Genomic DNA, 25,687 nt, shown 5'->3' with positions numbered 1-25,687 from the left:
CGCCCCATGCACCACCCGCTTCCCGCTACGCTCGACACCTCGGCCGCCGGCCCGCTGCGCCATGCGCTGCTCGCCCGCGTCGAGCGCGGCGAGCCGCTGCACCTCGACGGCGCGGACGTCGTCCGCGCGGGGCAGGCGTGTCTGCAGGTGCTGGCCAGCGCCCGTGCCACCGCGGCGGACCGCGGGCTCGCCTTTCGCATCGACCATCCCAGCGATGCGCTGGCGCGGATGATGACGCTTGCCCGGCTCGACGCCGCGCTCGACCCCGTCCGCGCTGCCGGCGCCTGAAAGGACCGATGATGAACCTCGACGAGATCCAGCAGATCTTCTTTCAGGAATGCGACGAAGGCCTCGCTACGATGGAGGCGAATTTCGCCTCGGTGCGCCAGGGCGGGCATGATTCGGAGACGATCAACACGATCTTCCGCTCGGTCCATTCGATCAAGGGCGGCGCCGGTGCGTTCGGCCACGAACGGTTGCAGGCGTTCACCCACGAATATGAAACGCTGCTCGACCTCGTCCGCAACGGCACGCTGACGCTCGATTCCGACCTGCTCGGCACGATCGTCGGCGCGTTCGACATGCTGTCCGACCATGTCGCCGCGGCGCGCGACGGCGGCGATGCGCCCGCCGACGGCGCGATGCTCGCCCGGCTGGTCGCGGCATCGACCCCGAGCGCGCCGGCACCGGTAGCGGCGGTGATCGCCGATGCGCCGGCCGCCGCCGCGCCCGCGGGCGATGGCTTCGATGATTTCGACGACCTGTTCGCGCTGTGCGAAGCCCCCGCCCCCGCTGCCGACGGCCATAGCGGCGACTGGCAGGTGACCTTCGTCCCCGGCGCCGATGCGCTGGAGAATGGCGGCGATCCGCTGCTGCTGGTCCGTGAACTGACGATGCTGGACGGCGAGGTGCTCGCCGCCGACGTCTCGCGGCTGCCGCTGCTCGACGACCTGCATCCCGAACGCTCGTACCTCGGCTGGACCGCCATCGTGCCGGGCGCCGTCGCGGAAGACGACATTCGCGGCATCTTCGAATTCATGGGCGATTGCGACCTGACGATCGCCCGCATCGGCATGCCGCCGGTTGCGCCGCTCGCCGACAACGACGACGACGACGATACGTTGCTCGTCGATCTCAGCGAAGAGACGCCGCCCGTCGTCGTCCCGGCTCCGGTCGCACCGACCGCCGACGCGCCTGCAGCACCCGCGGCGCCCGCCGCACCGGTGGCGACCATCCTGCCCGCCGACCCCGCCACGCCGCGCACCGTTGCGCCGCCGCCCGCGCAGACGATCCGCGTCGACCTCGACAAGCTCGATCGCCTCGTCAACCTCGTCGGCGAACTGGTCATCACCCAGGCGATGCTGGCGCAGCGTCTGTCCGAACATGGCGCCGGCGGGATCAGCGAGCTGACCGACCTCGACCACCTGACGCGCGAGCTGCAGGAATCGACGATGGCGATCCGCGCGCAGCCGATGAAGACCGTGTTCAGCCGCGTGCCGCGCATCATCCGCGAACTGGAGGTCGAAACCGGCAAGCGCGTCCGCCTCGACATCGTCGGCGAGATGACGGAGGTCGACAAGACCGTCGTCGAACGCATCGGCGAGCCGCTGACCCATCTGATCCGCAACGCGGTCGATCACGGCCTCGAAACCACCGCCGAGCGGCTCAAGGCCGGCAAGCCCGAAGAGGGCGTCGTCACGCTGTCGGCGGCGCATCATTCCGGCCGCATCGTCATCACCGTCAAGGACGACGGCCGCGGCATCGATAGGAAGCGCGTCCGCGCCAAGGCGGTCGAGCGCGGCATCATCGCGCACGACGCGGTGCTGAGCGACGAGGAGGTCGACAATCTGATCTTCGCGCCCGGCTTCTCGACCGCGGCGACCGTGTCCAACATCTCGGGTCGCGGCGTCGGCATGGATGTGGTGCGCAAGAACGTCCAGGCGCTGGGCGGCCGCATCGGCATCACCTCGAACTTCGGCTCGGGCTCCAGCTTCGCTCTGTCGCTGCCGCTGACGCTGGCGGTGCTCGACGGCATGATCGTCACCGTCGGCGACCAGACCTTCGTCATTCCGCTCGGCCATATCGTCGAGAGCCTGCGTCCCGAAGAGGACGGGGTGAAGATCCTCGGCCCTACCGCCTCGCTGCTCGACGTGCGCGGCTCGTACGTGCCGGTGCACCGCGTCGCCGAACAACTGGGTATCCAGGGCGCGCAGACCGACCCGGCGCAGGCGGTGCTGATCGTCGTCGAATCCGACACGGGGCAGGCGGTGCTGATGGTCGATTCGATCCAGGACCAGCGGCAGGTCGTCGTGAAGAGCCTCGAGGCGAATTACGAGGCGATCCCCGGCCTCGCCGGCGCCACCATCCTCGGCGACGGGCGCGTCGCGCTGATCCTCGACGTCGATGCGCTGATCTCGCGCTGGCGCCGCGATCCGCGCCTCGGGCTCACCCCGCTGGGTCTCGCCGCATGAGCGCCGCGCTCCGTCCGGTCGCCGCGGGCCGCCCGACCGAATTCCGCTTCGACGCCGCCGATCATCAGGCGATCAGCGCGTTCGTCTATGACGAGGCGGGGATCCTGATGCCGCCGAACAAGATGCAGCTGGTCTATGGCCGGCTCGCACCGCGGGTGCGCGCGTGCGGGCTGACCAACTTCGCCGACTATATCCGCCGCATCGAACAGGACGCGGCGGAGCGGACGCAGGCGATCGACGCGCTGACCACCAACCACACCAGCTTCTTTCGCGAATCGCATCACTTCGACCATTTCATGGAGCACGCCTGGCCGGCGCTCGACCAGCGGCTCGCCACCCGCGGCAAGGTGCGGATCTGGTCGGCGGCCTGTTCCAGCGGCGAGGAACCCTATTCGCTGCTCATGGCGATCTTCGGCAAGGAACGCGGCAACGGCCAGCGCTTGGCGCGCACTGATTTGCGCGTACTGGCGACCGACCTGTCGACCGAGATCCTCGCCGCCGCCGCCACCGGGCGCTACACCACCGACACCGCCTCGGGCGTGCCGCAGTCGCTGCGCTCGGTCTGGATGAAGTCCGCGGGCAACCAGGCGGAGGTGCATCCGCTGATCCGCGAGCGCGTCGCGTTCCGCAAGCTCAACCTGCTCGAATCCTGGCCGATGAAGGGCACGTTCGACGCGATCTTCTGCCGCAACGTCATGATCTATTTCGACGAACCCACCAAGGAACGGCTGCAGACCCGGCTCGCCGACTGCCTCGCGCCCGGCGGCTTCCTGTATATCGGCCATTCCGAACGGCTGTCCGCCTCGGTCGCGCCGCGCTTTACCTGCGTCGGCCGCACCACCTTCCGGAAGGTGGCGGCATGACCGTCCGTACCCTCGTTGTCGACGACTCCCCGACGATGCGCGCGATGGTCGCGCACAGCCTCTCGCAGGACGCGGAGATCGAAGTCGTCGGCACCGCCGACGGCCCGCACAGCGCGCGCGAGATGATAAAATCGCTCAATCCCGACGTCATCACGCTCGATATCGAAATGCCGGGGATGAACGGCTTGGATTTCCTCGAAAAGATCATGCGCCTCCGGCCCATGCCGGTGGTGATGCTGTCGACGCTGACCGGGCGCGGCGCGGAGGCGACGATCCGCGCGCTCGAACTGGGGGCGTTCGATTGTTATGAAAAGCCCAAGCAGGCGTTCGGCGGCGGCCTCGGCGAAGGCCTCACCCGCCTGGTCAAGGCCGCCGCCAAGAGCCGCGTCCGCCCGCGCGTCACGCCCGTCGCGCCGCGCGTACCCGCCGATTACGTGCCGCGCGCCGATGCGATGATCGCGATCGGATCGTCGACCGGCGGCGTCGAGACGCTGATCGAGCTGCTCGGCGGCTTTCCCGCCAATTGCCCGCCGACGGTGATCGTCCAGCATATGCCCGAAAGCTACGTGCCGACCTTCGCCGCGCGGCTCGACCGGCTGTCGGCACCGACCGTCAGCGTCGCGCGCACCGGCGCACCGCTGGAACCGGGCCACATCTATGTCGCGCCGGGCGGTTCGCACCATTGCGAGATCACCGGCGGCACGCTGCGCCGATGCCGGCTGGTCGCCGACGAGAAGATGAGCGGCCACCGCCCCTCGGTCGATCGCCTGTTCCTGTCGGTGGCGCGCTGGGCGGGCGCGTCCGCGGTCGGCGCGATCCTGACCGGCATGGGCGCCGACGGCGCGCGCGGCCTCAAAACCATGAAAGATGCGGGAGCGATGACGATCGGACAGGATGAGGACAGCTGCGTGGTCTACGGCATGCCCGCCGCGGCCTATCAGATGGGCGCGGTCACCGCGCAGCTGCCGCTGTCGCGGATCGCCGCCCGCCTGCTCGCCGAGTGCCGCGCATGAGTGCGCTGACCCACACCGGCCTGCCCCGCCCCGCCGACGGCCTGCGCCGCGTCACGATCATGCAGGGCGAGACCAAGGTCTCGGACGATGCCGGCATCATCCTGACGACGGTGCTCGGCAGCTGCATCTCGGCGTGCCTGTTCGATCCGGTCGCCAAGGTCGGCGGCCTCAACCACTTCCTGCTCGCCGAGCCGGGTAGCGGCGAGACCGACGTCCGCTCGCTGCAACGCTACGGCGTCTATGCGATGGAGGTGCTCATCAACGCGATGATGGCGATGGGGGCAACGCGCACCAACCTGAAGGCGCGCATCTATGGCGGTGCGAGCCTGCGCGACGGCTTCCGCGACATCGGCGCGACCAACGCGCTGTTCGCGCGCCGCTTCCTGCGCGACGAGCGCATCGCGCTGGTCGGCGAAGACGTCGGCGGCAACGGCGCGCGTCGCGTCGAGTTCCGCCCGACGCTGGGCCTCGCCCGCTGTCGCATCGCCAACGATCGCCCGGTCGAACGGCCGCGCATCGCGCCCGCCCCCGCACCCGTCGCCGCGGCGACGGTCGGCGACGTCGAATTCTTCTGATGACCTCCAGTCTCTCCAACGCCAATCTCCCCAACGAAGGAAACCCCGTGTCCAGCACGATCATGACCGTGGACGATTCCCCCAGCATGCGGATGCTGCTGAAAGCGGCCTTGTCCGATCTCGGCTACAAGGTCCTCGAGGCCGAAGACGGGGTCGAGGCGCTCGAACGTCTGGGCGGCGCCTGTTCCGCGGGCAACGGCCCGGACCTGCTCATCACCGACATCAACATGCCGCGCCTCGACGGGTTCGGCCTGATCGAAAAGGTGCGCGAACAGGACCGGCACCGCAACCTGCCGATCCTGGTGCTGACCACCGAAAGCTCCGACGAGAAGAAGCAGCGCGCGCGTTCCGCCGGCGCAACCGGCTGGATCGTCAAGCCGTTCCACCCCGACAAACTGGCCGCGGCGATCCGCCGCGTCCTCCACTAAGTCCTCGCTACAGGAACCCCATCCATGTCCCGTCAGCTCATCACCTTCCAGATCGGCGAACAGGTCCTCGGCGTCGACATCATGGCGATCCGCGAGATCCGCGCCTGGTCGCCCGCCACCCCGCTGCCCAACGTGCCGCCGCACGTCCGCGGCGTCGTCAACCTGCGCGGCGTCGTGCTGCCGGTGCTCGACCTCAGCCATCGCCTGGGCTGGGGGCTGACCGACCCGTCGTCGCGCCACGTCATCATCGTCGTGCGGATCGGCGACCAGCTGCAGGGCCTGATCGTCGATGCGGTCAACGACATCGTCACCGTGCCCGACGACGGCATGCAGCCGCTGCCCGATATCGGCGAGACGCCGGCCGCCAATTTCCTGGAAGGGCTGGCGACGATCGACCAGCGCCTGATCCTGGTCCTGGCGCTCGACCGGCTGGTCGATACGTCGGTCGTACTACCCGACGTCGCCTGAGCCCTTCGTTCCTCTCGTTTCCTAAGGATGCCTGGCCATGGCCGCCCCGGTTAAAGTTCTCGTCGTCGATGATTCGCTCACCATGCGCGCGCTGCTGTCGGGCGCGCTGGAACGGATTCCCGGCGTCACCGTCGTCGGTTCCGCCGATGGTGCGGACGAGGCGCGCAGCATGCGCGAGACGCTCCATCCCGATGTCATGACGCTCGACGTCGAGATGCCGGGGATGAGCGGCCTCGAATATCTGGCGGAGATGATGGAAAAGCGGCCGATGCCGGTCATCATGTTCTCGACCCGCACCGAAGCCGGCGCGGAAGCCTCGATCGAGGCGCTGCGGCTGGGCGCGATCGACTGTTTCCCCAAGCCCAAGGTCGCGGTCGCGGCGGAGTTCGACAAGATCCTCGCCAAGCTCGGCAAGCGGATCAAGGCCGCCAAGGGCGCGCCGGTGAAGGGCGCCTCGACGGCCAAAGTCGTCGCCGCACCGCCGCTCGACTGGAACGGCCGCATCGTCGCGATCGGCGGCGAGGCCGCGGCGACGCAGACGCTGTTCGACCTGTTCGGCGGCTTCCCTGCCAATTGCCCGCCGACCGTCGTCGTCCAGCACCTGGGCGCCGGCCTCGCCGGCACGATGATCGACAGGATGGCGGCCGAGATCGCGCCCCGGATCGTGCTCGCCGAGGATGGCATGACCCTCGAACAGGGGACGATCTATCTCGCGCCGCCGGGCGACACGCATGTCGTCGTCGATGCATGGCCGAACGGCAAGCTGCGCATGCTGCCGCGCGATCCGGTGGCGGGCGAGCGGCCGTCGATCTCGATCCTGTTCGCCTCGATCGCCAAGGCGGCGGGGGCGGAGGCGGTCGGCCTGCTGCTCGGCGCCGATGGCGAGGACGGCGACGCCGGGGTGCGCGCGCTGCAGGCCGGCAACAGCTATTGCATCGTGCCGGCCGAGAACCGCGCCGAGGGCTTCCTGCTGTCGCGGCGCATCGCCACCCAGCCGGTGCCCGCCGACCAGCTGGCGCGCACCATCCTGAAACTGTGCAACAAATGATCGCGCTGCCCATCGACACGCAACACGCCCTGCCATTCGCGCCCGGACTGGAGCCCGCGCTGGCGCATGCGCTGGCGGACGAGCTGGTCGGGATCACCGGCCTGCTCGCCGATCTCGCCTTCGACCTTGCCGGCAACCCCGATACGCTGCGCCACCACATGCACAGCCTGCAGGAGATCGACCGGATCACCCAGGCGCAGCTCGCCGTCGCCGATCTGTTGCGGTCGGCGGCGCCGGTCGAACAGCGGCTGGCGGCGGTGACGCTGGAGAATCTGGGCGCCAGCCTGCGCGTCGCGGTCGACCGCTATCGGCGCGAAGGCGTGCCGCTCGAACCCGGCGACGACGACGCGGCTTGATTTCGGATCGTCTGCGGTTATGCCTGACCCGGAAGACGGGGACGACGATCACGATGGACACCGCAATGCGCGAACCCGGTGCTACTGCCGACGAAGACACCGGTGGCACCGCATTCGCCCGAACCGGCGGATCGCTGGCGATCACCGGGCGCCGGGTCTCGGATCGCACGCTCAGCGACCTTGCCTGCAGCATCGTCGCCGCCCGTCGCAAGCTGGGCGATCATTTCGACGCGACGCTGTTCGCCAATCCCGGGCTCGACATCCTGATGTTCCTGTTCGCCGAGGGACTGGACGGCGCGACGGTGACCACCAATGCCTGTTGCGCCGCGGCGGGCGTGCCGCGCACCACGGCGCTGCGCTGGATCAAGCTGCTGCAGGACCGCGGGTTGATCGAGGGCAGCGACGACGTCAGCGACCGGCGGGTGACGATGCTGGGTCTGAGCCCCCCGGCGCGCGATACGATCCGTGCGTGGCTGACCGAGATCGTGGCGCTGCCGCTGACCCGTCCCGACGCCTTGCTTCGCTGATCCCGCAACCCAGCACCTCGATCGCCTGGGCGACGTGGATCGCCGGCAGCACCGCCTCTTCCGCATCCAGGATGCGCACCGCTTCGGTCAAAAGCGCGCAGACATGCTCGCGTGCGTCGGACGTCATTCGTGCTCTCCCGCCGATATTGGCCGACGTGAAAGCTGACGATCGATCCGCTTCGCGTCCATTATGGATGGAATACTGGACTATATTTGTCCTACCATCAACAGCCGACATGCGAGGCCGCCGCGCGTGACAGCGGTGCGCGCTCTGCTATCGTCAGCATCGCTATCACGGGAGCTTTCATGCCGATCACCGCCCTTTGGACGCTCGCCCTCGCGGTCGCGACGCCGGCTCAGGCGCAGCCTGATTGCCGCAGCGGAGCGACGCCCCTGCCCGCCGAACTCGCCGGCTGGACGGCGATGACGCCGCTCGTCGCGGGCGCGGGGGCGAAGGCGGCAGCGCCGCTGACGATCGGCCGCGGCGCGCGCGCGACGCTGGCCGCCACCCCGACGCTCCGTTACCTGCGCGCGCCCGAAAAGCCTGCCGCGGCGGGCAGTTTCGGCGGCCTGTTCGCGGTCGATGTCGCCCGCGCCGGCCGCTACCGCGTCGCGCTCGGCGAGGGCGCGTGGATCGACGTGCTGCATGGCGATCATACGTTGCCATCGGTCGCGCACGCGCATGGGCCGGCCTGTTCGCCGATCCGCAAGATGGTCGATTTCGATCTCGCCCCCGGCCGCTACGTCATCCAGATCGCCGGTGCGAAGGCGGCGACGCTGCCGCTGATGATCGCGGCGGCGGCACGCTGATGCTCGCGCTCGCGTTGCTCCTCCTCGCCGCGCCCGCCGCCGACCCGGCGCCGCAACTGTCGGCGGCCGAGATGCGGATGGCGGCGACGGTCGATCGCGAATACGAACGCTCGGTCGCATTGCTCCAGCGGCTGGTCGACCAGAACAGCGGCACGACGAACCTGCCCGGTGTCGCGAAGGTGGGCGAGATGATGGCCGCGGAATTGCGCGACCTGGGCTTCACGGTGACGTGGAAGCCGCTGCCGCAGACGGAGCGCGCCGGCCATCTGATCGCGGTCCATGCCGGCCGGCCCGGCACCAGGCGCTTGCTGCTGATCGGCCATCTCGACACCGTGTTCGAGGCCGATTCCCCCTTCCAGCGCTTCGTCCGCAAGAGCGAGGAGGCGAGCGGCCCCGGCGCCGGCGACGACAAGGGCGGCATGGTGGTCATGCTCGCCGCGCTGCGCGCGATGCGCGACGCCGGCACGCTCGATCGCACCAATATCGAGATCGTGCTGACCGGCGACGAGGAGGATTCGGGCGAACCCGTCGCCCTCGCCCGCGCCGACCTGATCGCCGCGGGCAAGCGCGCCGACGTCGCGCTCGATTTCGAGGGGCTGGCGGTCGAGGATGGTCGCGACATGGGGTCGATCGCACGGCGTTCGGCCAACGACTGGACGCTGACCGTCACCGGCAAGAGCGGCCACAGCTCGCGCATCTTCAGCCCGGCGTTCGGCGACGGCGCGATCAACGAGGCGGCGCGCATCCTCGCGGCGTTCCGCACCGAATTGCCCGAACCCGACCTGACCTTCAACACCGGGGTCCTGGCCGGCGGTGCCACCGCGGCGATCGATCCCAGCGGCGCCAAGGCGAGTGCGCAGGGCAAGAGCAACATCATCCCTGCCCAGGCGATCGCCAGCGGCGATTTCCGCACGCTGAGCGAAGAACAGACGCGCCGCGTGCGGGGCAAGATGGAGGCGATCGTCGCGCGCCATCTGCCCGGCACCGACGCGCGCATCGCGTTCAAGCCGGGTTATCCGGCGATGGCGCCGACCGCGGGCAACCGCGCGCTGCTCGACCGGCTGAATGCCGTCAACCGCGACCTCGGCCTCGCGGAAATGCCGCCGCTCGATCCGCTGAAGCGCGGCGCCGGCGACATTTCCTGGGTGGCGGCCGATGTCGATGGCCTCGTCGGCCTCGGCACCGCGAGCCGTGGCGACCATACGCCCGACGAGGTGGTCGATCTGTCCACGATCCGCCGTCAGGGCAAGCGCGCGGCGATCCTGATGTCGCGGCTGGGCGTGGAACGCCGCTGAGGAGTCAGGCGGCGCGCACGATCGGGTGGGTGATGCGCAATTCGTCGGCGATCCGTTCGACGGTGTCGTTCTCACCCGCCGATCCGGTCGGCGTCACCGACCAGTTGCAATGCGGGTGCGTCGCGACGGCATAGACCTTCACCTCGCCGAGGACGAGCCGCCAGCGTCGCCGGTTGCCCCCCGCCTGCCGGACGAGGGTGGACAGGAACAGGTCTTGGAGCGCGGCGCTGGTCATGCCGCCCGCCCTAGACGGGCGGAGCGACGCGGAAAAGCTCAAGCCCAGCCATGGCTTTGCGCCCAGGCGACGAACAGCGACGGCCATGCCGCCACCGGCTTGCCCGCCGCGCGGCGCAGGCCGAAGCCGTGGCCGCCGATCGCGAACAGATGCGTCTCGACCGGCACGCCCGCCGCCTTCAGCGCGGCGCGAAACTGCAGCGTATTGTCGACCGGCACGGTCGCGTCGTCCTCGGCATGGACCAGGAAACAGGGCGGCGTACCGGGGCCGACGTTGCGCGCCGGACTGTGCGCCGCCTCCAGCGCGGGCGAGGCGTTCCTGCCGAGCAGCAGCTCGCGCGATCCGGGATGCGCCAGCGGCAGCGTCATCGACTGGACCGCATAGATCGGCGCGGCGAGATCGGGGCGTGCGCTCAGCCGGTCGGCGGCATCGACCGGCGCATAGGTCGGCGCCGCGAACCGCGTCGCAAGGTCGCCGCAGACATGCCCGCCGGCCGAAAAGCCCATCGCCGCGACGCGATCCGGCCGGATACGGTAATCGGCGGCGCGCGCGCGGATCAGCCGCATCGCCCGCTGCGCATCGGACAAGGCGATATCGGGTCCCGCCGCCCAGCCGTCGCCGGGCAGGCGATAGAAGAGTACGAACACCGTCCAGCCGCGCTTCGCCAGCCAGCGGGCGACCTCATACCCCTCCTTGTCGACGACGATCCGCGCATAGCCGCCGCCCGGCGTCACCAGCAGCGCGGCGCCGTTGGGCACCGCCGGGCGGAATACGGCCAGCCGCGGCCGGACGACGCCGCGCACCGCGCGATCGGGGACCTGCGGATCGGTGCCGCGCGCGTCGACGATCTCGACCGGCGGCACCGCTGGCATGCCGGGCGCCTGCCCCGGCCACAGATCGATCGTCTCCACCGGATCGGCCGGCACGCCTGCCGCCCCGGCGACGCGCGGCGCCGGCGTCTGCGCGGCCAGCCGTGCCGCCACGCCGGCGGCGAGGGCGCCAAGCAGCGCGTGGCGGCGATCGATCATGCCCGTCCTCACATCTTGATACGCGCGCCGGCCAGGAAGGTGCGGCCGAAGTGGTTGTACTCGTAATTCCGGTTGGCATCGATATCGGTGTAGCGATCGCGATACTGGTCGGTCAGGTTGGTCCCCTCCAGCGACACCTCGATATTCGGCGTCAGCTTGTAGCGCAGCGAGGCATCGACGTTGATCGTCGAATTATAGCCTTCGAACACGTTGCCGGTGCCGCTGTTGGCATCGATATACGGCCCGCGATAGCTGATCGACCCGCGTGCCGAGAACTTCTGATCCTCGTAATAGAGCGTCCCGTTATACTGGCGCTTGGACAGGCCGAACAGCGTCGCGTTGCGCGTCGCATTGACCAGCGGCCCGAACGAACAGGCCGCCGCTGCGGTCGCCCCGGCGACGCAGGCCGAGGTCGCCGGACCCTGCACGGTATAACTGGCACTCGAATCGACGAAGGTCGCGTTGGCGAGCACGCCGAAGTTCTTGAGGAAGCCGGGCAGGAACTTGAACGTCGCCTGCAGCGCGATCTCCGCCCCCTTCAGCGAGGCGCCGGTGCCGTTCACCGTCGTGGTGATCGTCCAGATCGGCTGGCTGAGCTGCGCCGGATTGAGCGCGGCGGGCGACGACGCCGACAGCACCGACACCGGCAGCCCGGTCGAGGTGAAGGTCGCGTTGGTGATCGACTGCGACACGGGGAAGCTCTCGACGTTCTTCTTGAACAAGGCGACCGACAGGATCGACTGGGGCGCGAAATACCATTCCGCCGCCAGGTCGTACGCCGAGGCGCGGAACGGATCGAGCTGCGGATTGCCGAACGACACGCGATAGTTGAAGCCGTCCGCGGACCCACCCGGCGTCAGATTGCCGAGCGTCGGCCGCGTCATCACCTTCGCCGCCGACGCGCGCAGGATCACCTTCTCGGTCGGGAACAACGCGATGTTCACCGCGGGCAGCCAGTCGTCATAGTCGCGCTTGACGGACACGACCGCGCCCGAGTTGATCCCGGTCGACCCTTGCGCGGTATGCGCGTAGCGCACGCCGGCGTTGAGCGCGTAGCGCAGGCCGGCGAGATCGCCCTTGGCATCGACCTGGAAATAGCCGCCGGTCACCTCTTCGCTGACGCTGCGGTTGTCGCCGACGACCAGCGTCGGCGTACGGCTGTACAGCTTGGTATAGGCGGTCGCTGCGTCGAGGTTGGGGACCAGCCACTGGTTGGTCGTCCCCGATGGCTGGCCCGCGTTGCCGAGCGTGAACAGCTGGCTCAACGCCGGCGTCACCTGATAGCCATAGATGGCGTTCGCGCCGAACGCGCTGGTCGGCGAACAGGTGATGATGCCGAGCACCAGGTCGGTGCCGCCGTTGCCGCACACCGCGGTATCGCGCTGGAACGACACGCTGTCGAAATCGAAGCGGCGGTACATGCCGCCCAGCTTCAGCGTGTAGCCATCGGCGACGTCCCATTCGGTGCGCAGCTGCGCGGTGCGGAACTTGTTGGTGACGGTCGACGGCCGGTCGCGGATTTCCGCCAGCTGGAAATTGGCGGGATCGGTCACGCTGGTGCCGAAGCTCAGCAGCGGCGTACGGCTGTTCGTATAGTCGAACTTATAACCCTGCGCATCGCGATCGTCGAAGACGACCGTCGTCTCGACCGGAATATCGGCGGTCGATTTGGAGAAACCGCCCAATACCGTGAAGCGGAACTTGTCCGTCACATCCTGATCCCAGCTGCCGCCCAATTGGTAGAATTCGGTCTTCGACTGGCGCAGATAATGTTCGGTGCGGACCCAGGCGTCGTTGAGCGTGCCCGAGACGAGGTTCTTGTTGGCGTCGTAGGTCGGGTTGACGAGGTCGATCGAGCGTTCGTTGGAGCGCAGCAGCACCTCCGCCCATTTCTCCTCGCGCTTCTCGGTGAAGCGCGAATAGAGGCCGTCGATCGACACCTTCGTGGCGTCGGACGGCGCCCATTGCACGCTGCCGGTGATGCCCAGGCGCTCGCGGCCGTGGAACACCTCGCCGTAGCGCGGGATGCGCGGGTGGAAGGCGAGCGCCGCGGTGTCGCATGCCGTGCTCGGGCGATAGAAGCCGCCGGCGTTGGCGACCGGGGTCGTGCCCGTGTTGCTGTTGTAGAAGCACGGCGTGCCGTTGACCGAATCGAACCGCGCCTGCGCCCAGCGCACCGTGTTGTTGCCGAGTTCGAGATTGTCGGTCTTCTGATACGCCGCCGACACCGCGACGCCGAACGTGCCGTCGGGCGACTTGTACGACAGCAGCCCGGCGATCCGCGGCCGCGTGTTCTTGCTGAGGTCGTTGTAGCTCGCCTGCGCCGACAGCACGCCGGTGAAGCCCGACTTGCCGCCCAGCGGATTGCCGGTGTTGAGATCGACGACCGCACCGAGCGAGCCTTCGTCGAGGCTCGCCTCCGCGGTTTTGTGGACGACGATCGAGTTGAAGAGTTCGGAGGCGAAGACGTTGAAGTCGAACGCGCGGTCGCGGTTCGACGAGGCGCCATCGGTCGAGGTCGCGACCGTCTCCAGCCCGTTGACGCGGACGCGGGTGAATTGCGCGCCCAATCCGCGGACGGTGATCGCGCGGCCCTCGCCGGCGTCGCGCTGGATCGAGATGCCCGGAATGCGCTGCAGCGATTCGGCGAGGTTCTGGTCGGGGAACTTGGCGATGTCTTCCGCGACGATCGCATCGACCGACGACACCGATTCGCGCTTCACGTTGAGCGCGGCGTCGAGGCTGCGGCGGAAGCCGGTGACGACGATGTCGGCGCCGCTGTCGGTGCCATCGGGCGCGGTCGCCTGCGGCTGCACGTCGGCGCCGGCGTCGGCCTCGCCACCGGCGGGCACCACCGCGGTCTGCGCCGGCGCGGGATCGACGTGCGGCGGGCTGCCGGGCTGGTTCGGTGTCGCGGGGATCGTCGCGGCCTGTGCGAACGCCGCGGCGGGCAGCAGCAGGCCCAGCGCCAGCGCCGCGGTCGAGACGCCGGCCATCCGGCTCAGGCGCGCCGGCGCCGAACGGGCGGGTGCAAGGGTCGAACGTCCGGTCATCACAATCACTCCCCAATCGGCCTGTCGGCCATCGTCCTGCGGTGACACCGGTCACCCCGGCATCGTCGACCTGTGATGGGGAGAGCGACGCCGCGACGGCGTGCCAGCCTCGTCATCCTCCCCGTGACGGCCATCCGTTGATGGTCGCGTCCCCGGCCCCGTCCTTCGCGACGGTAACCGGTGTCACAAGCATGCTGCGGCAAACCGGCGATGTCAACATGCTGGCGCCGGCGAGCGGTGAAACACGATCGGGGTGATGCGCGAAGGAGAGCGGCGTTGCACCATCGCGCATCACCCGCCACAGCGCCGCCATGACCGATACGCAGACCCGCACCGGATTATTCTACGGTATCGGCGCCTACACGCTGTGGGGGTTGCTGCCGCTGTACCTGCACCTGCTGAACGCGGTGCCGACGGCGCAGGTGCTGTCGCATCGCGTACTGTGGTCGCTGCTGCTGCTCGGCGCCATCGTGCTCGCCGGCCGGCGGCTGCGCCCGTTGCTCGCCGCCGCGCGGGGGCGGACGCTGCTGATGCTGGCCGGCAGCGCCGCGCTGATCGCGGTCAACTGGTTCGTGTACATCTGGTCGGTCGGCCACGCGCATCTGGTCGAGGCGAGCCTCGGCTATTTCATCAATCCGCTGGTCAACGTCGCGCTCGGCACGCTGCTGCTCGGCGAACGACTGGACCGGATGCAGGCGGCGGCGATCGCGCTGGCCGGCGTGGGCGTGGCGATCCTTGCCGCCAGCGGCGGCGGCACGATCTGGATCTCGCTCGCGCTGGCGCTCAGCTTCGGCTTCTACGGCCTCATCCGCAAGGTCGCGGCGATCGACGCGCTCGGCGGGCTGACGGTGGAGACGGCGATTCTCACGCCGCTGGCGCTCGCCGTGCTGCTGCTGGCGGCGGGTGACGGCACGGCGGCATTCGGCCATGGCGGCCGGATCGACTGGCTGCTGATCCTCGCCGGCCCGGTCACCGCCGCGCCGCTGCTGATGTTCGCCGCCGGCGCACGGCGGCTGCGCTACACGACGATGGGGCTGCTCCAGTTCATCGCGCCGACATTGCAGTTCCTCGAGGCGGTGCTGCTGTATCGCGAGCCGATCCGGGCCGCACAGCTGGCGACGTTCGGGCTGATCTGGGCCGGGTGTGCGCTCTATGCGTGGAGCAGCCTCACGGCGGCGCGGCGGGTTACTGCTTGAAGCCCCTCCCCTTCAGGGGAGGGGTTGGGGTGGGGCAGCGTCTCACCGAGACCAGCGCCTGAGACTCCTCCACCCCAACCCCTCCTTCCGAAGAGGAGGGGCTTTCAGGTCCCCGGCTGGATATACGGCACGCGCGCGAACAGTTCGCGTTGCCAGCGGCGCGGATCGTTTTCTACCCGACTGTTCACGTCGAAGATCATCGTCGCGCGTCGATCCAGCGTATAGGCCGGCCAGCCGGGATCGCCGGTGGTGGCGAAGGCGACGAACCGGTCCTGCATCGCCCGGCTCGCGGCACGCGCATCGGCACCGGTGCCCGTTTCCGATCCCCTGGCGCCGAGCGTCCCGAACACCAGCGGGATGTCCATCGTGTGGAAGGCGCCGCGCCGCGGATCGACGCGCGAGGCGAAATCGACCTGATAGACGAAGCCGGGCGCGCCGGCGTTCGCCCGCGCCTCCGCCTCGATCACCTGTCCGCGCCAGCTGCGCCCTGCGGTGGTCGCGCCGTAGAAGACGTCGAGCGGGCTCCAGTCGGGGAATTGCGCGCGATATTGCGCGACGACCCATTCGGGCAGGATGTCGACCTTCAGATCGGGCGCCATCCGCTCCGCGACATTGTCCCAGCTCAGCCCGCGCAGCTTGGGCGAATCGGGCGGGATGAACGCGCGCGTTTCGTCATGGACGTTGCCGAGCATCATCGGGACGGTCAGCCCCTGCGGGTTGGCGTCGGGCCAGAACGGGTGGCGCGTCAGCCAGCGCATGTCGAGCACCGGCCCGAAATAGACGCCGCCGCCGAGGATCGGATCGACCGCGTCGAGCGCCGCGACCAGCTTTCCCGTGGGCAATGTCGCGACGTCGCCGCTGCCGAGCCGCGCGAGGAACGCCTTCGCCCGCGCGGTCGCGTTGAGCGGGCCGGAGGCGGTCACCTGCTGCCCGCTCATCGTCGCGGCGCGGTGGAACAGCCCCTTGGCCGCGGGCATGCCCATCATCGTCGCGATCTTGGCGCCACCGCCGGACTGGCCGAAGACCATGACGCGGCCGGGATCGCCGCCGAAGCTGGCGATATTCGCGCGCACCCATTGCAGCGCGCAGATCAGGTCGAGCTGCCCGGCATTGCCGCTGTCGGGAAAGCGCGGGTCGAGCCGCGCGAGATAGAGGTAGCCGAAGGCGTTGAGCCGATGGTTGACCGTCACCACCACCACGTCGCCCCGCGCGGCGAGCGCCTGTCCGTCGTTCAGCGGATCGGTGACGCTGCCGTTCGCATAGGCCCCGCCGTGGATGTAGAGCATGACCGGCTTGTTCGCGCCCGCCCGCGGCGCGGCGGTCCAGACGTTGAGGAACAGGCAATCCTCGTCCTGCGGCCCGTAATCGGCCTTTTGCGGGCAGACCGCGCCGAATGCCTGCGCGCGCACCGTCTGCCCCGGCTGCGCGACCGGCACCGGGGCGCGGAACCGTTCGGCACGGGCATAACGGATGCCACGGAAGGCGTGGACACCGTCGTCGAGCGTACCGACGAAATCGCCTGCCGGTGCGCGCACCCGTGCCGGCCCTTGCGCGCGCAGGCCCGCGGTCAACAGCGTCGCCGCGCCCGCGGCGAGCGCGGTGCGCCGGGTCAGCCGGTCAGCGCCGGACATCGAGTCCGCCGGCGAGATAGGCGTCGATATCCGCCTGCCGGAACAGCGCAGCATCGCCGGGCAGCGAGTGTTTAAGCGCGGTCAGCGCGAGGCCGGTCGCCGCCGCCGCCGCGATGTCGCCGCCGCTGCGCAAGCCATGGAGCACGCCGCTGGCGAAGGCGTCGCCGCCGCCGATCCGGTCGACGATGCCGGCGAGCACCACCTCCTCGGTCTGCGCATGGCCGTCGCGCGTGTCGATCCGCGCCGAGACGCGGTGCAGGTCGACGTTTTCGACATGGCGTGCGGTCGAGGCGATCGTCCGGAGCTTGGGGAAGGCGGCGAAGGCCGCTTCGGCGGCGTCGCGGCGGCGGTCCTCGCCGTCGTGGCCGGCGAAATCGCGGTCGAGCAGCAGCGCAATGTCGCGATGGTTGCCGAACAACAGCTCGGCGTGCTCGACCAGCTGCGTCAGCAGCGCGCGCGGATCGCTGTCCCATCGCTCCCACAATTTTGCGCGGTAATTGCCGTCGAACGAGATCGGGATGCCGCGTGCCGCCGCCGCCTGCACCGCGGCAATCGCGCTCTGCGCCGGCACCGGGCCGAGCGCGGGGGTGATCCCCGACAGGTGGAACCAGTCGACGCCGTCGAACAGCGCATCCCAATCCCACGCCTCGACCGGCGCCGCGGCGAAGCTCGATCCGGCGCGGTCGTAGATCACCTCGGTCGCGCGCATGCCCGCGCCCGAGGTGACGAAGTAAAGGCCCATGCGATCGCCGCCGAGCTGGATGCCACGCGTATCGACGCCGTGGCCGCGCAGGGTCGAGACGGCGGAGCGGCCGAGGTCGTTGTCGGGCACCATGCTGGCGAAGCCGACGTCATGGCCGAGCTTGGCGAGCGCGGTGACGACGTTCGCCTCGGCGCCCGCGACCCAGACATCGAACTTCGGCGTCTGCAGCAGCAGCTCGCGCCCCGGCGGCGACAGTCGCAGCATGATCTCGCCGAATGCGAGGAACCTGGCCATGTCTCTCTCCCAATCGTTCCGCACTCACCTCACCCTCACCCTTCGCCGGCTACGCCGGCTCTTCCCTCTCCCAATGGGAGAGGGAGGGAGGCGCGAAGCGCCGGAAGGGTGAGGGCGATGCCCTTATCGTATCACCGCGCCAGCCAGCCGCCGTCGACTGCCAGGATATGCCCCTGCACGTAATCCGCCGCCCGGCTGGCGAGGAACACGGCCGCGCCGCCGAGGTCTTCCGGGCTGCCCCATGCCGCCGCCGGAATGCGATCGAGGATCGCCTTGTTGCGCGCCTCGTCGGCCTGCAGCGCCGCGGTGTTGTTGGTGGCGATATAGCCCGGCGCGATCGCGTTGACGTTGATGCCCTTGCCCGCCCATTCGTTGGCGAGCAGCTTGGTCAGGCCGCCGATCCCGCTCTTCGACGCGGTATAGCTCGGCACGCGGATGCCGCCCTGGAAGGTCAGCATCGAGGCGATGTTGATGATCTTGCCGCCGCCATTAGCGATCATGTGCCGCCCCGCCGCCTGGCAGAGGAAGAACACCGATTTGAGGTTGGTATCGACGACCGCATCCCAATCTGCTTCGGTGAAATCGACCGCATCGGCGCGGCGGATGATCCCGGCATTGTTGACGAGGATGTCGAGGCGTCCGAGCTTCGCCACCGTCTCGTCGACGACGCGGCCCACCGGCTCGATCGAGGACAAATCGGCGGAGACGATCTCGGCGCGGCGGCCGCATGCGCGGATCTGCGCAACGGTGTCCTCAGCGGGGGTGCGACCGACGCAGGCGACGTCGGCACCGGCATCGGCGAGCGCGACGGCGATCGCCTGCCCGATGCCGGTGTTGGCGCCGGTGACGACGGCGACTTTGCCTGAGAGGTCGAAGGGGTTCATCTTTTTCTCCTCCCCTCCCTGAAAGGGAGGGGTTGGGGGTGGGCGTTGTCCGGGCGGTACGGTGACCCTGATCGCTCGCTCAGCCGTAGCGCGAGCACGCCACCCACCCCCCAGCCCCTCCCTCGAAAGGGAGGGGAGTTCAGAAAGGTTACGCCAGCTGGCAGATGTCGAGGACGTTCATGTCGGTATAGTCCTGGTTCTCGCCCGCCATCGCCCAGATGAAGGCATAGGCCTTGGTCCCCGACCCCATGTGGATCGACCAGGGCGGCGAGATCACCGATTCCTCGTTGCCGACGACGATATGGCGCATCGCATCGCCTTCGCCCATGAAGTGCATGACGCGGTCGTTGGGGCCGTCGAGTTCGAAGTAGAAATAGATTTCGCTGCGGCGTTCGTGGATGTGCGGGGGCATCGTGTTCCACACCGAGCCGGGCTTGAGGACGGTGAGGCCCATGACCAGCTGCGCGCTGTCGCAGACGCCGGGGATGACGAGCTGGAAGATCGTGCGCTCGTTCGATTCCTCGAGGCTGCCGCGCTCCAATGCATTGGCGTCGGCGATGCCGAGCTTGCGCGTTTCAAACGCCTTGTGCGCCGGGCAGGACGCCAGATAATAGCGCGCGCCGTCGCCGGAAAACTGGACGTCCTTGGCGCCCATCGTGACGTACAGGCAGTCCTTGTTGCCGAGCGTGAAGGTTTCGCCGTCGACCGTCACGGTGCCTTCGACGGTGCCGACGTTGACGATCGCGAGTTCGCGGCGCTCGAGGAAGGGGTGGCCCTTGGCCGACGCGGGCTCTTCCTGCGCGGGCAGCGCGACCGAACCGCTCTCGACGTGGACGCCGCCGATCACGAAGCGGTCGGCGTGCGTATAGTTGAGCACGCATTCATTGGCGCGAAACAAGTCCTGGATCAGGTAGCGGTCGCGCAGTTCGTCGTTGCTGACGCATTCCATCATGTCGGGATGCGTGGCGTAATAGGTGCGGTCGAACATGAAATCTCCTAAGCGGCGATATCGTTGCAAATGGTGGAACAGCTTCCCACACCTTTAGCATCGCTGGCGTCGATGCGATAGGCGCGACGGACGAGGCCGCTGGTCAATTCCTGCGCGAGTTCGGCCGCCTCCCAATCCTCCAGCCGGTGCTCGGCGACGAGGCGGGCGAGGAAGCCGCAGTCTATCCGTCGCGCGACGTCGTGGCGGGCGGGAATCGAGAGGAAGGCGCGGGTGTCGTCGTTGAAGCCGACGGTGTTGCAGAAGCCCGCAGTCTCCGTCGTCATCTCGCGGAAGCGGCGCATGCCCTCCGGCGAATCGTGGAACCACCAGCTTGGGCCGAGCTTGAGGCAGGGATAATGGCCGGCGAGCGGCGCGAGTTCGCGCGCATAGACGCTCTCGTCCAATGTGAAGAGGATGATCGACAGATCGGTCGAGGTGCCGAACCGGTCGAGCAGGGGTTTGAGCGCATGGACGTAATCGGTCCGCCCCGGAATGTCGGCGCCCTTGTCGCGGCCGTGGCTGGCGAACAGTCCCGCATTGTGGTTGCGCACCGATCCGGGGTGGATCTGCATCACCATCCCGTCCTCGACGCTCATCGCCGCCATCTCGGTCAGCATCTGCGCGCGGAACAGTTCGGCGTCGGCGGGGGTCCAGTCGTCGCCGGTGATCCGTGCGAACAGCGCCTCGCATTCCGCGGTCGACAGATTGGCGGTGGCCGCGGTCGGATGGCCGTGGTCGGTCGCGGTGGCGCCGGCGGCGCGGAAGTCGGCGCGGCGCTTGCGGTGCGCGGCGAGATAGCCTTGCCAGCTATAGACGTCCTCGCCGGTCAGCTCGGCGAAGCGGCGGAGCGCGCCGGCGAATTGCTCGTGCTCGACGTCGATGACGCCGTCGGGGCGATAGGTGGTGACGACGCGGCCTTGCCAGCCGCTTTCCCTGATGCGGGCGTGCGCGTCGAGGCTGTCGTGCGCGCCTTCGGTGGTGGCGAGGAAGTCGATACGGAAGCGGTCGAACAGCGCGCGCGGGCGGAAGGCGTCGGTCGCCAGCTTCTCGCCGATCGCGTCGAAATAGAGGTCGGCGGTGGCGGGTTCGAATGCTTGCCTCATGCCGAACACCTCGGCGAAGACATGGTCGAGCCACATGCGTGACGGCGTGCCGCGGAACAGATGGTAATGATCGGCCAGCACGCGCCATGCGGCGCGCGGGTCGGTCGCAGGAACGCCGTCGCGGCGCGGGATCGCCAGCGCGTCGAGATCGATGCCCTGGCTGTAGAGCATGCGGTACAGATAATGGTCGGGCGACAGCAGCAGCGTCGCTGCGTCCGTCCAGTTGGCGTTATCCGCGAACCAGGTCGGATCGGTATGGCCGTGCGGGCTGACGATCGGCAGGTCGGCGACCTCCGCATAGAGCGTCCGCGCGATGGCACGTGTCGTCGGATCGGCGGGGAACAGCCGGTCGGGGTGCAGTTTGAGGGCCCGGGTCATGGCAGTCTCCTCTCCGTCGCTTTGCGATCCAGGACTTGGTAACCGGTGTCAGCGTATGGCGCAACTACCAACCCTTCGTCACCCCGGACTTGGGTCCCATCAAAGTATTACTTTGATGGGGTCCCTTGTTCCGGGGTCCACCGGTATGCTGGGCGTGGACTTCGAGCCTCTAGCCGCTTGCCTCGCCGCGGAGTGGACCCCGGAACAAGTCCGGGGTGACGGGTCGAATGCGGTGAGGCATGGAGACTCACCCGCCCGGCGCGGCGACCGAAGCGCGGCGGATCAGCGTCGAGAGGAACAGCGAGGGTTCCTCGACGTCGGTATCGTCCTCTTCCTCGCCGGCGATCAGCTTGAGCGCCGCCGAGCGCGCCATCGAGGCGATCGGCCAGCGTACCGTGGTGAGCGGCGGCCAGACGTGCGCGGCGATCGGCGTGTCGTCGAAGCCGATGATCGACAGGTCGCGCGGGATGTCGAGCCCGCGCTGGCGGGCGGCGTGGATGACGCCCGCCGCCATTTCGTCGTTGCTCGAGAAGATCGCGGTCGGCCGTGGGATGACGTCGAGCAGGCGTTCGGCGGCGACCAGCCCCGAATCGAACGTGTAATTGCCGTCCGCGATCATGCTGCGCGGCAGGGCGATGCCGGCGGCGGCCAGCGCCTCCTCGAACCCCGCGCGGCGTTCGCGCGCCGAGCGGAAGCCGTGCGGCCCGCCGACGAAGCCGATCCGCCGATGCCCCTGTTCGATCAGATAGCCGGTCGCGCCGCGCACCGCCTCGCGATCGTTGGAGGCGACCATGTGCGCCGGATCGTCGAGCACCGCCGACCCCATGCGGACGTAGCGGCAACCGATGTCGGCGCACAGCTTCGCGACGCTGTCGTTCTCGCTGATCGGCGGCATCAGCAGCACGCCGAACAGGCGCTGGCGTTCGAGGAAATGGCGCAGATCCTCCAGCATCGTCGCCGATCCGCGATCGACCGGGCGCACCACCATCTCGAATTCGGTGTCGTGCAGCGCCTCCAGCATGCCCTGCTGGACGTTCATCACGGTCTGCGCATTGGGATTGTCGTGGACGAGGCCGATCAGGAAATTGCGGCGCAGCGCCAGCGCGCGCGCCTGCGGATTGGGGATATAGCCGAGATCGCCGATCACCTGTTCGACGCGCTTGCGCGTATCGTCGCCGAGCAATGGCGAGCGGTTGATGACGCGGCTCACCGTCTTCTTGGAAACGCCCGCGATCCGGGCCACGTCGTTGATCGTCGGCTGACCCGTCTTGCGCATGGGCGCGACGATAGCGAGGGTGCCGGCTCGCCGCCAGCCCGTCGCCGGGTTGCGCAGCGAAGGTCCCTGCGGCATGAAGATGACACCGGTATCCCGGATGAGAGAGGATCGATGGCCAAGGCGTTGACAATCGCCCCCGGCGATAGCGTGGCAACGCTGCTGGAAGATGCGCAGGCCGGTGATACGGTCGCGGGCGTCGTGCTGCGCAGCGCGGTGCCGCGCGGGCACAAGGTGGCGCTGGCCGGGATCCCCGCGCAGGCGCCGGTGGTCAAATACGGCTTCCCGATCGGCCATGCGCGCCGCGCCATCGCGTCCGGCGAGCATGTGCATAGCGACAACCTCGCCACCGCACTGGCGGGCACCGGCCATTACAGCTACGCGCCCAAGGCACCCACGACAGCACCGTCCCCCGCCTCGACCGCGACGTTCGAAGGCTATGTCCGCGCCGACGGGCGCGTGGGCACGCGCAACGAGATCTGGGTGCTGCCGACGGTCGGCTGCGTCGCGCGCACCGCCGAGCGGATTGCCAAACAGGCGGGCGCGCAGCTCGTCGGGCAGATCGACGGCGTCCATGCCTTCACGCATCCGCACGGCTGTTCGCAGCTCGGGCAGGACCTCGACGGCGTGCGCGCGATCCTCGCCAGCCTCGCCTGCCATCCCAATGCCGGCGGCGTGCTGCTGGTCGGGCTGGGCTGCGAGGAAAATCAGGTGCTCGAGCTGCTCGCCGCCATCCCGCCCGAACGCCATGCGGCGATCCGCTACCTCACCGCGCAGTTCAGCACCGACGAGGTCGAGGAAGGCGTCGCGCTGGTCGCCGAACTCGCCGCGCAGGCGACGGTGCCGCGGCAGACGGTGGGGCTCGACCGGCTGGTACTCGGGGTCAAATGCGGCGGGTCGGATGGCCTGTCGGGGCTCACCGCTAACCCGCTGGTCGGGCGGATCAGCGACCGCGTCGGCGAGGCGGGGGGCCGCGTCGTCTTCACCGAAATCCCCGAGATGTTCGGCGCCGAACAGATGCTGATGGACCGCGCCGCGGACGCACCCGTGTTCGATGCGATGGTCGGCGTCATCAACGGCTTCCGCCAGTATTTCATCGATCACGGCGAACCGATCAGCGAGAATCCCTCCCCCGGCAATGTCGCGGGCGGGATCACGACGCTGGAGGAAAAGTCGCTGGGCGCGGTGCAGAAGGCGGGGACCGGGCGGATCACCGACGTCATCGGCTATGGCGCGCGCGTGCGCAGCGACGGGCTGACGCTGCTGGAGGCGCCGGGCAACGATGCGGTGTCGTCGACCGCGCTGGCGGCGGCGGGCGCGACGGTGATCCTGTTCACCACCGGGCGCGGCACGCCTTTGGGCTTTCCGGTGCCGACGGTGAAGATCGCCTCCAATTCCGACCTCGCCGCGCGCAAGCCGGGTTGGATCGACTTCGATGCAGGCCAGGTGCTGACCGGCGGGTTCGAGGGTGCGGAGGCGGCGCTGCTCGCGCGAATCTGCGGAATCGCCTCGGGCGCAGCGACCGCGGCGGAGACCAATGACGAACGCGAGATCGCGATCTGGAAACGGGGTGTGACGCTGTGACCCGCCTGACCCGTGCGACGCTCGACCGCCTGCCCGCCGCGATTCCCAGCCCGCGCGGGCGACCCGAGCCGAGCGTCGGTATCGTCCACTTCGGCCCCGGCGCATTCCATCGCGCGCATCAGGCGGCCTATATCGACACCGTGTTGCAGCACGATCCGCGCTGGGGAATCGCCGCGGTATCGATGCGCAGCCGCGGCACGGTCGAGGCGCTGGAGGCGCAGGACGGCCTCTACACGCTGGCGATCCGCGATGCCGAGCCGGCGCTACGCGTGATCGGCGCGCATCGCCGCTTCCTCGCCCCCGATGCCGCGGCGAAGACGCATGCGCTGCTCGCCGATCCCGCGGTCGGCCTCGTCACGACGACGGTGACCGAGAAGGGCTATTGCCTGCGCGGCGACGGCACGCTCGACATGGATCATCCCGACGTGGTCCACGATCTGGCGGGTGCCGCGGTGCCGGCGAGCGTGATCGGCTGGATCGTGGCGGGGCTCGCCGCGCGCCGCGCCGCGGGGTTGCGGCCGTTCGTGCCGATGCCGTGCGACAATCTGGCGAGCAACGGCGCGAAGCTGCACGCGGCGCTGGTCGATTTCGCACGCGCCACCGATGCAGGCCTCGCAGACTGGATCGCGGGAGAGGTGCGCGTACCCTCGACGATGGTCGATTCGATCACCCCCGCCTCGGACGAGGCACTCTATGCGGCGGTCGCCGAGACGCTGGGGCTGGAGGACCGCGCCGCCGTGCAGCGCGAACGGTTCGCGCAATGGGTGATCGAGGATGTCGGCGTGCCATTGGGCCCCGATCTCGCCGGTGCGGGCGCGACGCTGACCGGCGACGTGGCGGGGTATGAGAAGGCGAAGCTGCGAATCCTCAACGGCGCGCATTCGACGCTCGCCTATCTCGGCCTGCTCCGCGGCCATGCCAGCGTCGCCGAGGCGATGGCGGATGCGGAGCTCGCCGGCTTCGTCGATGCGATGATCCGTACCGACATCATGCCGATGCTGCCCGCGGTGCCGGGGCTCGACCTCGACACCTATCGCACCGCGGTGCTCGAACGCTTCCGCAATCCGGGAATCGTCCACCGGCTCGACCAGATCGCGATCGATGGCTCGCAGAAGCTGCCCTACCGCCTGGGCGACACGCTCGCCGCCAATCGTGCGGCGGGACGCATGCCGGCGCATGTCGTCGCGGCGCTGGGCGGCTGGGTCGCCTTCCTGATCGCGCGGACGCGGGCGGGAATCGCCATCGCCGACCCCGCCGGCGACCGGCTCGCCGCCGCCGCGGACGGGGCCGATCCAGCGACGCTCGTCGCGCGGCTGGTCGAGGCGGGACTCGGCCTGCCGCCGCAGGTGGCGGGCGATCCGCCGCTGCTCGCCATGATCACCGCTGCAGCCTCTGCGGCGCATGAAAAGCGGTGGGATGCGCTGTTCGTCTGATCCGGGCGCTTGTCATTGACACCGGTTTCCCATACCCTTTCGCGCAAGAT

24 protein-coding genes are annotated in these 25,687 nt (G+C 69.1%); 15 read left to right on the top strand and 9 right to left on the bottom strand.

Annotated features, from left to right (window positions below):
- Nucleotides 1-6 precede the first annotated feature (6 nt).
- The 12 genes from M9979_RS11965 to M9979_RS11910 all read left to right on the top strand — a co-directional run bounded on the left by M9979_RS11965 (nucleotide 7) and on the right by M9979_RS11910 (nucleotide 9,854).
- Nucleotides 7-288 carry an STAS domain-containing protein gene (locus M9979_RS11965; protein ID WP_254289584.1) on the top strand — a complete coding sequence of 94 codons (282 nt, stop codon included), beginning with the start codon at nucleotides 7-9 and terminating at the stop codon, nucleotides 286-288.
- 11 nt (nucleotides 289-299) lie between these two features.
- A complete protein-coding gene (locus tag M9979_RS11960) occupies nucleotides 300-2,471 on the top strand; it encodes a chemotaxis protein CheA (protein ID WP_254289605.1) in 2,172 nt (723 codons plus the stop codon).
- On the top strand, nucleotides 2,468-3,334 hold the full coding sequence (locus M9979_RS11955) for a CheR family methyltransferase (RefSeq protein WP_254289583.1): 867 nt from the start codon (nucleotides 2,468-2,470) through the stop codon (nucleotides 3,332-3,334). The genes M9979_RS11960 and M9979_RS11955 overlap by 4 nt, the downstream gene beginning before the upstream one ends.
- Nucleotides 3,331-4,347 (top strand): protein-glutamate methylesterase/protein-glutamine glutaminase, encoded by a 1,017-nt coding sequence (locus M9979_RS11950; RefSeq protein WP_254289582.1) that lies wholly within the window; start codon nucleotides 3,331-3,333, stop codon nucleotides 4,345-4,347. The genes M9979_RS11955 and M9979_RS11950 overlap by 4 nt, the downstream gene beginning before the upstream one ends.
- A 5-nt stretch (nucleotides 4,348-4,352) precedes the next feature.
- Complete coding sequence (locus tag M9979_RS11945) at nucleotides 4,353-4,922, top strand: chemotaxis protein CheD (protein WP_422922024.1); 570 nt, start codon at nucleotides 4,353-4,355, stop codon at nucleotides 4,920-4,922.
- 47 nt (nucleotides 4,923-4,969) lie between these two features.
- Nucleotides 4,970-5,350, top strand: a complete 381-nt coding sequence (locus M9979_RS11940; RefSeq protein WP_254289580.1) for a response regulator — start codon at nucleotides 4,970-4,972, stop codon at nucleotides 5,348-5,350.
- Between the two features lie 24 nt (nucleotides 5,351-5,374).
- Entirely contained in the window at nucleotides 5,375-5,818 is a 444-nt protein-coding gene (locus tag M9979_RS11935) for a chemotaxis protein CheW (protein ID WP_254289579.1), read from the top strand.
- A gap of 37 nt (nucleotides 5,819-5,855) precedes the next feature.
- A complete protein-coding gene (locus tag M9979_RS11930; protein WP_254289578.1) occupies nucleotides 5,856-6,866 on the top strand; it encodes a chemotaxis protein CheB in 1,011 nt (336 codons plus the stop codon).
- Nucleotides 6,863-7,222 carry a hypothetical protein gene (locus tag M9979_RS11925; RefSeq protein WP_254289577.1) on the top strand — a complete coding sequence of 120 codons (360 nt, stop codon included), beginning with the start codon at nucleotides 6,863-6,865 and terminating at the stop codon, nucleotides 7,220-7,222. The genes M9979_RS11930 and M9979_RS11925 overlap by 4 nt, the downstream gene beginning before the upstream one ends.
- A 53-nt stretch (nucleotides 7,223-7,275) precedes the next feature.
- Nucleotides 7,276-7,749 carry a helix-turn-helix domain-containing protein gene (locus M9979_RS11920; protein ID WP_254289576.1) on the top strand — a complete coding sequence of 158 codons (474 nt, stop codon included), beginning with the start codon at nucleotides 7,276-7,278 and terminating at the stop codon, nucleotides 7,747-7,749.
- Between the two features lie 306 nt (nucleotides 7,750-8,055).
- Nucleotides 8,056-8,559: a hypothetical protein gene (locus M9979_RS11915; RefSeq protein ID WP_254289575.1), complete on the top strand. Its 504-nt coding sequence runs from the start codon at nucleotides 8,056-8,058 to the stop codon at nucleotides 8,557-8,559.
- On the top strand, nucleotides 8,559-9,854 hold the full coding sequence (locus M9979_RS11910; RefSeq protein ID WP_254289574.1) for a M20/M25/M40 family metallo-hydrolase: 1,296 nt from the start codon (nucleotides 8,559-8,561) through the stop codon (nucleotides 9,852-9,854). The genes M9979_RS11915 and M9979_RS11910 overlap by 1 nt, the downstream gene beginning before the upstream one ends.
- Before the next feature lie 4 nt (nucleotides 9,855-9,858).
- On the opposite strand, the gene M9979_RS11905 is transcribed toward M9979_RS11910, so the two are convergent.
- Genes M9979_RS11905 through M9979_RS11895 form a run of 3 tightly spaced genes read right to left on the bottom strand, consistent with a single transcriptional unit; the run spans nucleotide 9,859 to nucleotide 14,113 of the window.
- Nucleotides 9,859-10,089: a hypothetical protein gene (locus M9979_RS11905; RefSeq protein WP_254289573.1), complete on the bottom strand. Its 231-nt coding sequence runs from the start codon at nucleotides 10,087-10,089 to the stop codon at nucleotides 9,859-9,861.
- Nucleotides 10,090-10,127: 38 nt separating this feature from the next.
- Nucleotides 10,128-11,117, bottom strand: a complete 990-nt coding sequence (locus M9979_RS11900) for an alpha/beta hydrolase (RefSeq protein WP_254289572.1) — start codon at nucleotides 11,115-11,117, stop codon at nucleotides 10,128-10,130.
- A gap of 8 nt (nucleotides 11,118-11,125) precedes the next feature.
- Complete coding sequence (locus M9979_RS11895; RefSeq protein ID WP_254289604.1) at nucleotides 11,126-14,113, bottom strand: TonB-dependent receptor; 2,988 nt, start codon at nucleotides 14,111-14,113, stop codon at nucleotides 11,126-11,128.
- A 368-nt stretch (nucleotides 14,114-14,481) separates the two neighbouring features.
- On the opposite strand from M9979_RS11895, the gene rarD reads away from it, so the two are divergent.
- Nucleotides 14,482-15,366 carry an EamA family transporter RarD gene (gene rarD, locus M9979_RS11890; protein WP_254289571.1) on the top strand — a complete coding sequence of 295 codons (885 nt, stop codon included), beginning with the start codon at nucleotides 14,482-14,484 and terminating at the stop codon, nucleotides 15,364-15,366.
- A 104-nt stretch (nucleotides 15,367-15,470) separates the two neighbouring features.
- Here rarD and M9979_RS11885 read toward each other — a convergent pair whose 3' ends face one another.
- From M9979_RS11885 to M9979_RS11860, 6 genes are all read right to left on the bottom strand, one after another.
- Nucleotides 15,471-16,997, bottom strand: a complete 1,527-nt coding sequence (locus M9979_RS11885; RefSeq protein ID WP_254289570.1) for a carboxylesterase/lipase family protein — start codon at nucleotides 16,995-16,997, stop codon at nucleotides 15,471-15,473.
- On the bottom strand, nucleotides 16,984-17,994 hold the full coding sequence (locus tag M9979_RS11880; protein WP_254289569.1) for a sugar kinase: 1,011 nt from the start codon (nucleotides 17,992-17,994) through the stop codon (nucleotides 16,984-16,986). Before M9979_RS11880 ends, M9979_RS11885 begins: the two co-directional genes overlap by 14 nt.
- A gap of 131 nt (nucleotides 17,995-18,125) precedes the next feature.
- On the bottom strand, nucleotides 18,126-18,878 hold the full coding sequence (gene kduD, locus M9979_RS11875; RefSeq protein WP_254289568.1) for a 2-dehydro-3-deoxy-D-gluconate 5-dehydrogenase KduD: 753 nt from the start codon (nucleotides 18,876-18,878) through the stop codon (nucleotides 18,126-18,128).
- Nucleotides 18,879-19,026: 148 nt separating this feature from the next.
- The gene (gene kduI / locus M9979_RS11870) at nucleotides 19,027-19,866 is read right to left on the bottom strand and encodes a 5-dehydro-4-deoxy-D-glucuronate isomerase (RefSeq protein ID WP_254289567.1); all 840 of its coding nucleotides are present in this window, start codon (nucleotides 19,864-19,866) and stop codon (nucleotides 19,027-19,029) included.
- A gap of 8 nt (nucleotides 19,867-19,874) precedes the next feature.
- Nucleotides 19,875-21,347 (bottom strand): glucuronate isomerase, encoded by a 1,473-nt coding sequence (gene uxaC / locus M9979_RS11865; RefSeq protein ID WP_254289566.1) that lies wholly within the window; start codon nucleotides 21,345-21,347, stop codon nucleotides 19,875-19,877.
- Nucleotides 21,348-21,594: 247 nt separating this feature from the next.
- On the bottom strand, nucleotides 21,595-22,623 hold the full coding sequence (locus M9979_RS11860) for a LacI family DNA-binding transcriptional regulator (RefSeq protein ID WP_254289565.1): 1,029 nt from the start codon (nucleotides 22,621-22,623) through the stop codon (nucleotides 21,595-21,597).
- A 111-nt stretch (nucleotides 22,624-22,734) separates the two neighbouring features.
- Between M9979_RS11860 and M9979_RS11855 the strand changes: the two genes are divergently transcribed.
- Entirely contained in the window at nucleotides 22,735-24,204 is a 1,470-nt protein-coding gene (locus M9979_RS11855; RefSeq protein ID WP_254289564.1) for a UxaA family hydrolase, read from the top strand.
- Nucleotides 24,201-25,637, top strand: a complete 1,437-nt coding sequence (locus tag M9979_RS11850) for a mannitol dehydrogenase family protein (protein ID WP_254289563.1) — start codon at nucleotides 24,201-24,203, stop codon at nucleotides 25,635-25,637. The genes M9979_RS11855 and M9979_RS11850 overlap by 4 nt, the downstream gene beginning before the upstream one ends.
- The last annotated feature ends 50 nt before the right edge of the window (nucleotides 25,638-25,687 follow it).

Source organism: Sphingomonas liriopis (assembly GCF_024211255.1).
Lineage (GTDB): Bacteria > Pseudomonadota > Alphaproteobacteria > Sphingomonadales > Sphingomonadaceae > Sphingomonas > Sphingomonas liriopis.
This window is presented reverse-complemented; position numbering and strand designations above follow the sequence as displayed.

Excerpts from the sequence above, each read along its gene's own strand:
- M9979_RS11965 (WP_254289584.1), top strand. The coding sequence starts at position 7 with ATGCACCACCCGCTTCCCGCTACGCTCGACACCTCGGCCGCCGGCCCG.
- M9979_RS11960 (WP_254289605.1), top strand. The coding sequence starts at position 300 with ATGAACCTCGACGAGATCCAGCAGATCTTCTTTCAGGAATGCGACGAA.
- M9979_RS11955 (WP_254289583.1), top strand. The coding sequence starts at position 2,468 with ATGAGCGCCGCGCTCCGTCCGGTCGCCGCGGGCCGCCCGACCGAATTC.
- M9979_RS11950 (WP_254289582.1), top strand. The coding sequence starts at position 3,331 with ATGACCGTCCGTACCCTCGTTGTCGACGACTCCCCGACGATGCGCGCG.
- M9979_RS11935 (WP_254289579.1), top strand. The coding sequence starts at position 5,375 with ATGTCCCGTCAGCTCATCACCTTCCAGATCGGCGAACAGGTCCTCGGC.
- M9979_RS11930 (WP_254289578.1), top strand. The coding sequence starts at position 5,856 with ATGGCCGCCCCGGTTAAAGTTCTCGTCGTCGATGATTCGCTCACCATG.
- M9979_RS11925 (WP_254289577.1), top strand. The coding sequence starts at position 6,863 with ATGATCGCGCTGCCCATCGACACGCAACACGCCCTGCCATTCGCGCCC.
- M9979_RS11920 (WP_254289576.1), top strand. The coding sequence starts at position 7,276 with ATGGACACCGCAATGCGCGAACCCGGTGCTACTGCCGACGAAGACACC.
- M9979_RS11915 (WP_254289575.1), top strand. The coding sequence starts at position 8,056 with ATGCCGATCACCGCCCTTTGGACGCTCGCCCTCGCGGTCGCGACGCCG.
- M9979_RS11910 (WP_254289574.1), top strand. The coding sequence starts at position 8,559 with ATGCTCGCGCTCGCGTTGCTCCTCCTCGCCGCGCCCGCCGCCGACCCG.
- M9979_RS11905 (WP_254289573.1), bottom strand. The coding sequence starts at position 10,089 with ATGACCAGCGCCGCGCTCCAAGACCTGTTCCTGTCCACCCTCGTCCGG.
- M9979_RS11900 (WP_254289572.1), bottom strand. The coding sequence starts at position 11,117 with ATGATCGATCGCCGCCACGCGCTGCTTGGCGCCCTCGCCGCCGGCGTG.
- M9979_RS11895 (WP_254289604.1), bottom strand. The coding sequence starts at position 14,113 with ATGGCCGGCGTCTCGACCGCGGCGCTGGCGCTGGGCCTGCTGCTGCCC.
- rarD (WP_254289571.1), top strand. The coding sequence starts at position 14,482 with ATGACCGATACGCAGACCCGCACCGGATTATTCTACGGTATCGGCGCC.
- M9979_RS11885 (WP_254289570.1), bottom strand. The coding sequence starts at position 16,997 with ATGTCCGGCGCTGACCGGCTGACCCGGCGCACCGCGCTCGCCGCGGGC.
- M9979_RS11880 (WP_254289569.1), bottom strand. The coding sequence starts at position 17,994 with ATGGCCAGGTTCCTCGCATTCGGCGAGATCATGCTGCGACTGTCGCCG.
- kduD (WP_254289568.1), bottom strand. The coding sequence starts at position 18,878 with ATGAACCCCTTCGACCTCTCAGGCAAAGTCGCCGTCGTCACCGGCGCC.
- kduI (WP_254289567.1), bottom strand. The coding sequence starts at position 19,866 with ATGTTCGACCGCACCTATTACGCCACGCATCCCGACATGATGGAATGC.
- uxaC (WP_254289566.1), bottom strand. The coding sequence starts at position 21,347 with ATGACCCGGGCCCTCAAACTGCACCCCGACCGGCTGTTCCCCGCCGAT.
- M9979_RS11860 (WP_254289565.1), bottom strand. The coding sequence starts at position 22,623 with ATGCGCAAGACGGGTCAGCCGACGATCAACGACGTGGCCCGGATCGCG.
- M9979_RS11855 (WP_254289564.1), top strand. The coding sequence starts at position 22,735 with ATGGCCAAGGCGTTGACAATCGCCCCCGGCGATAGCGTGGCAACGCTG.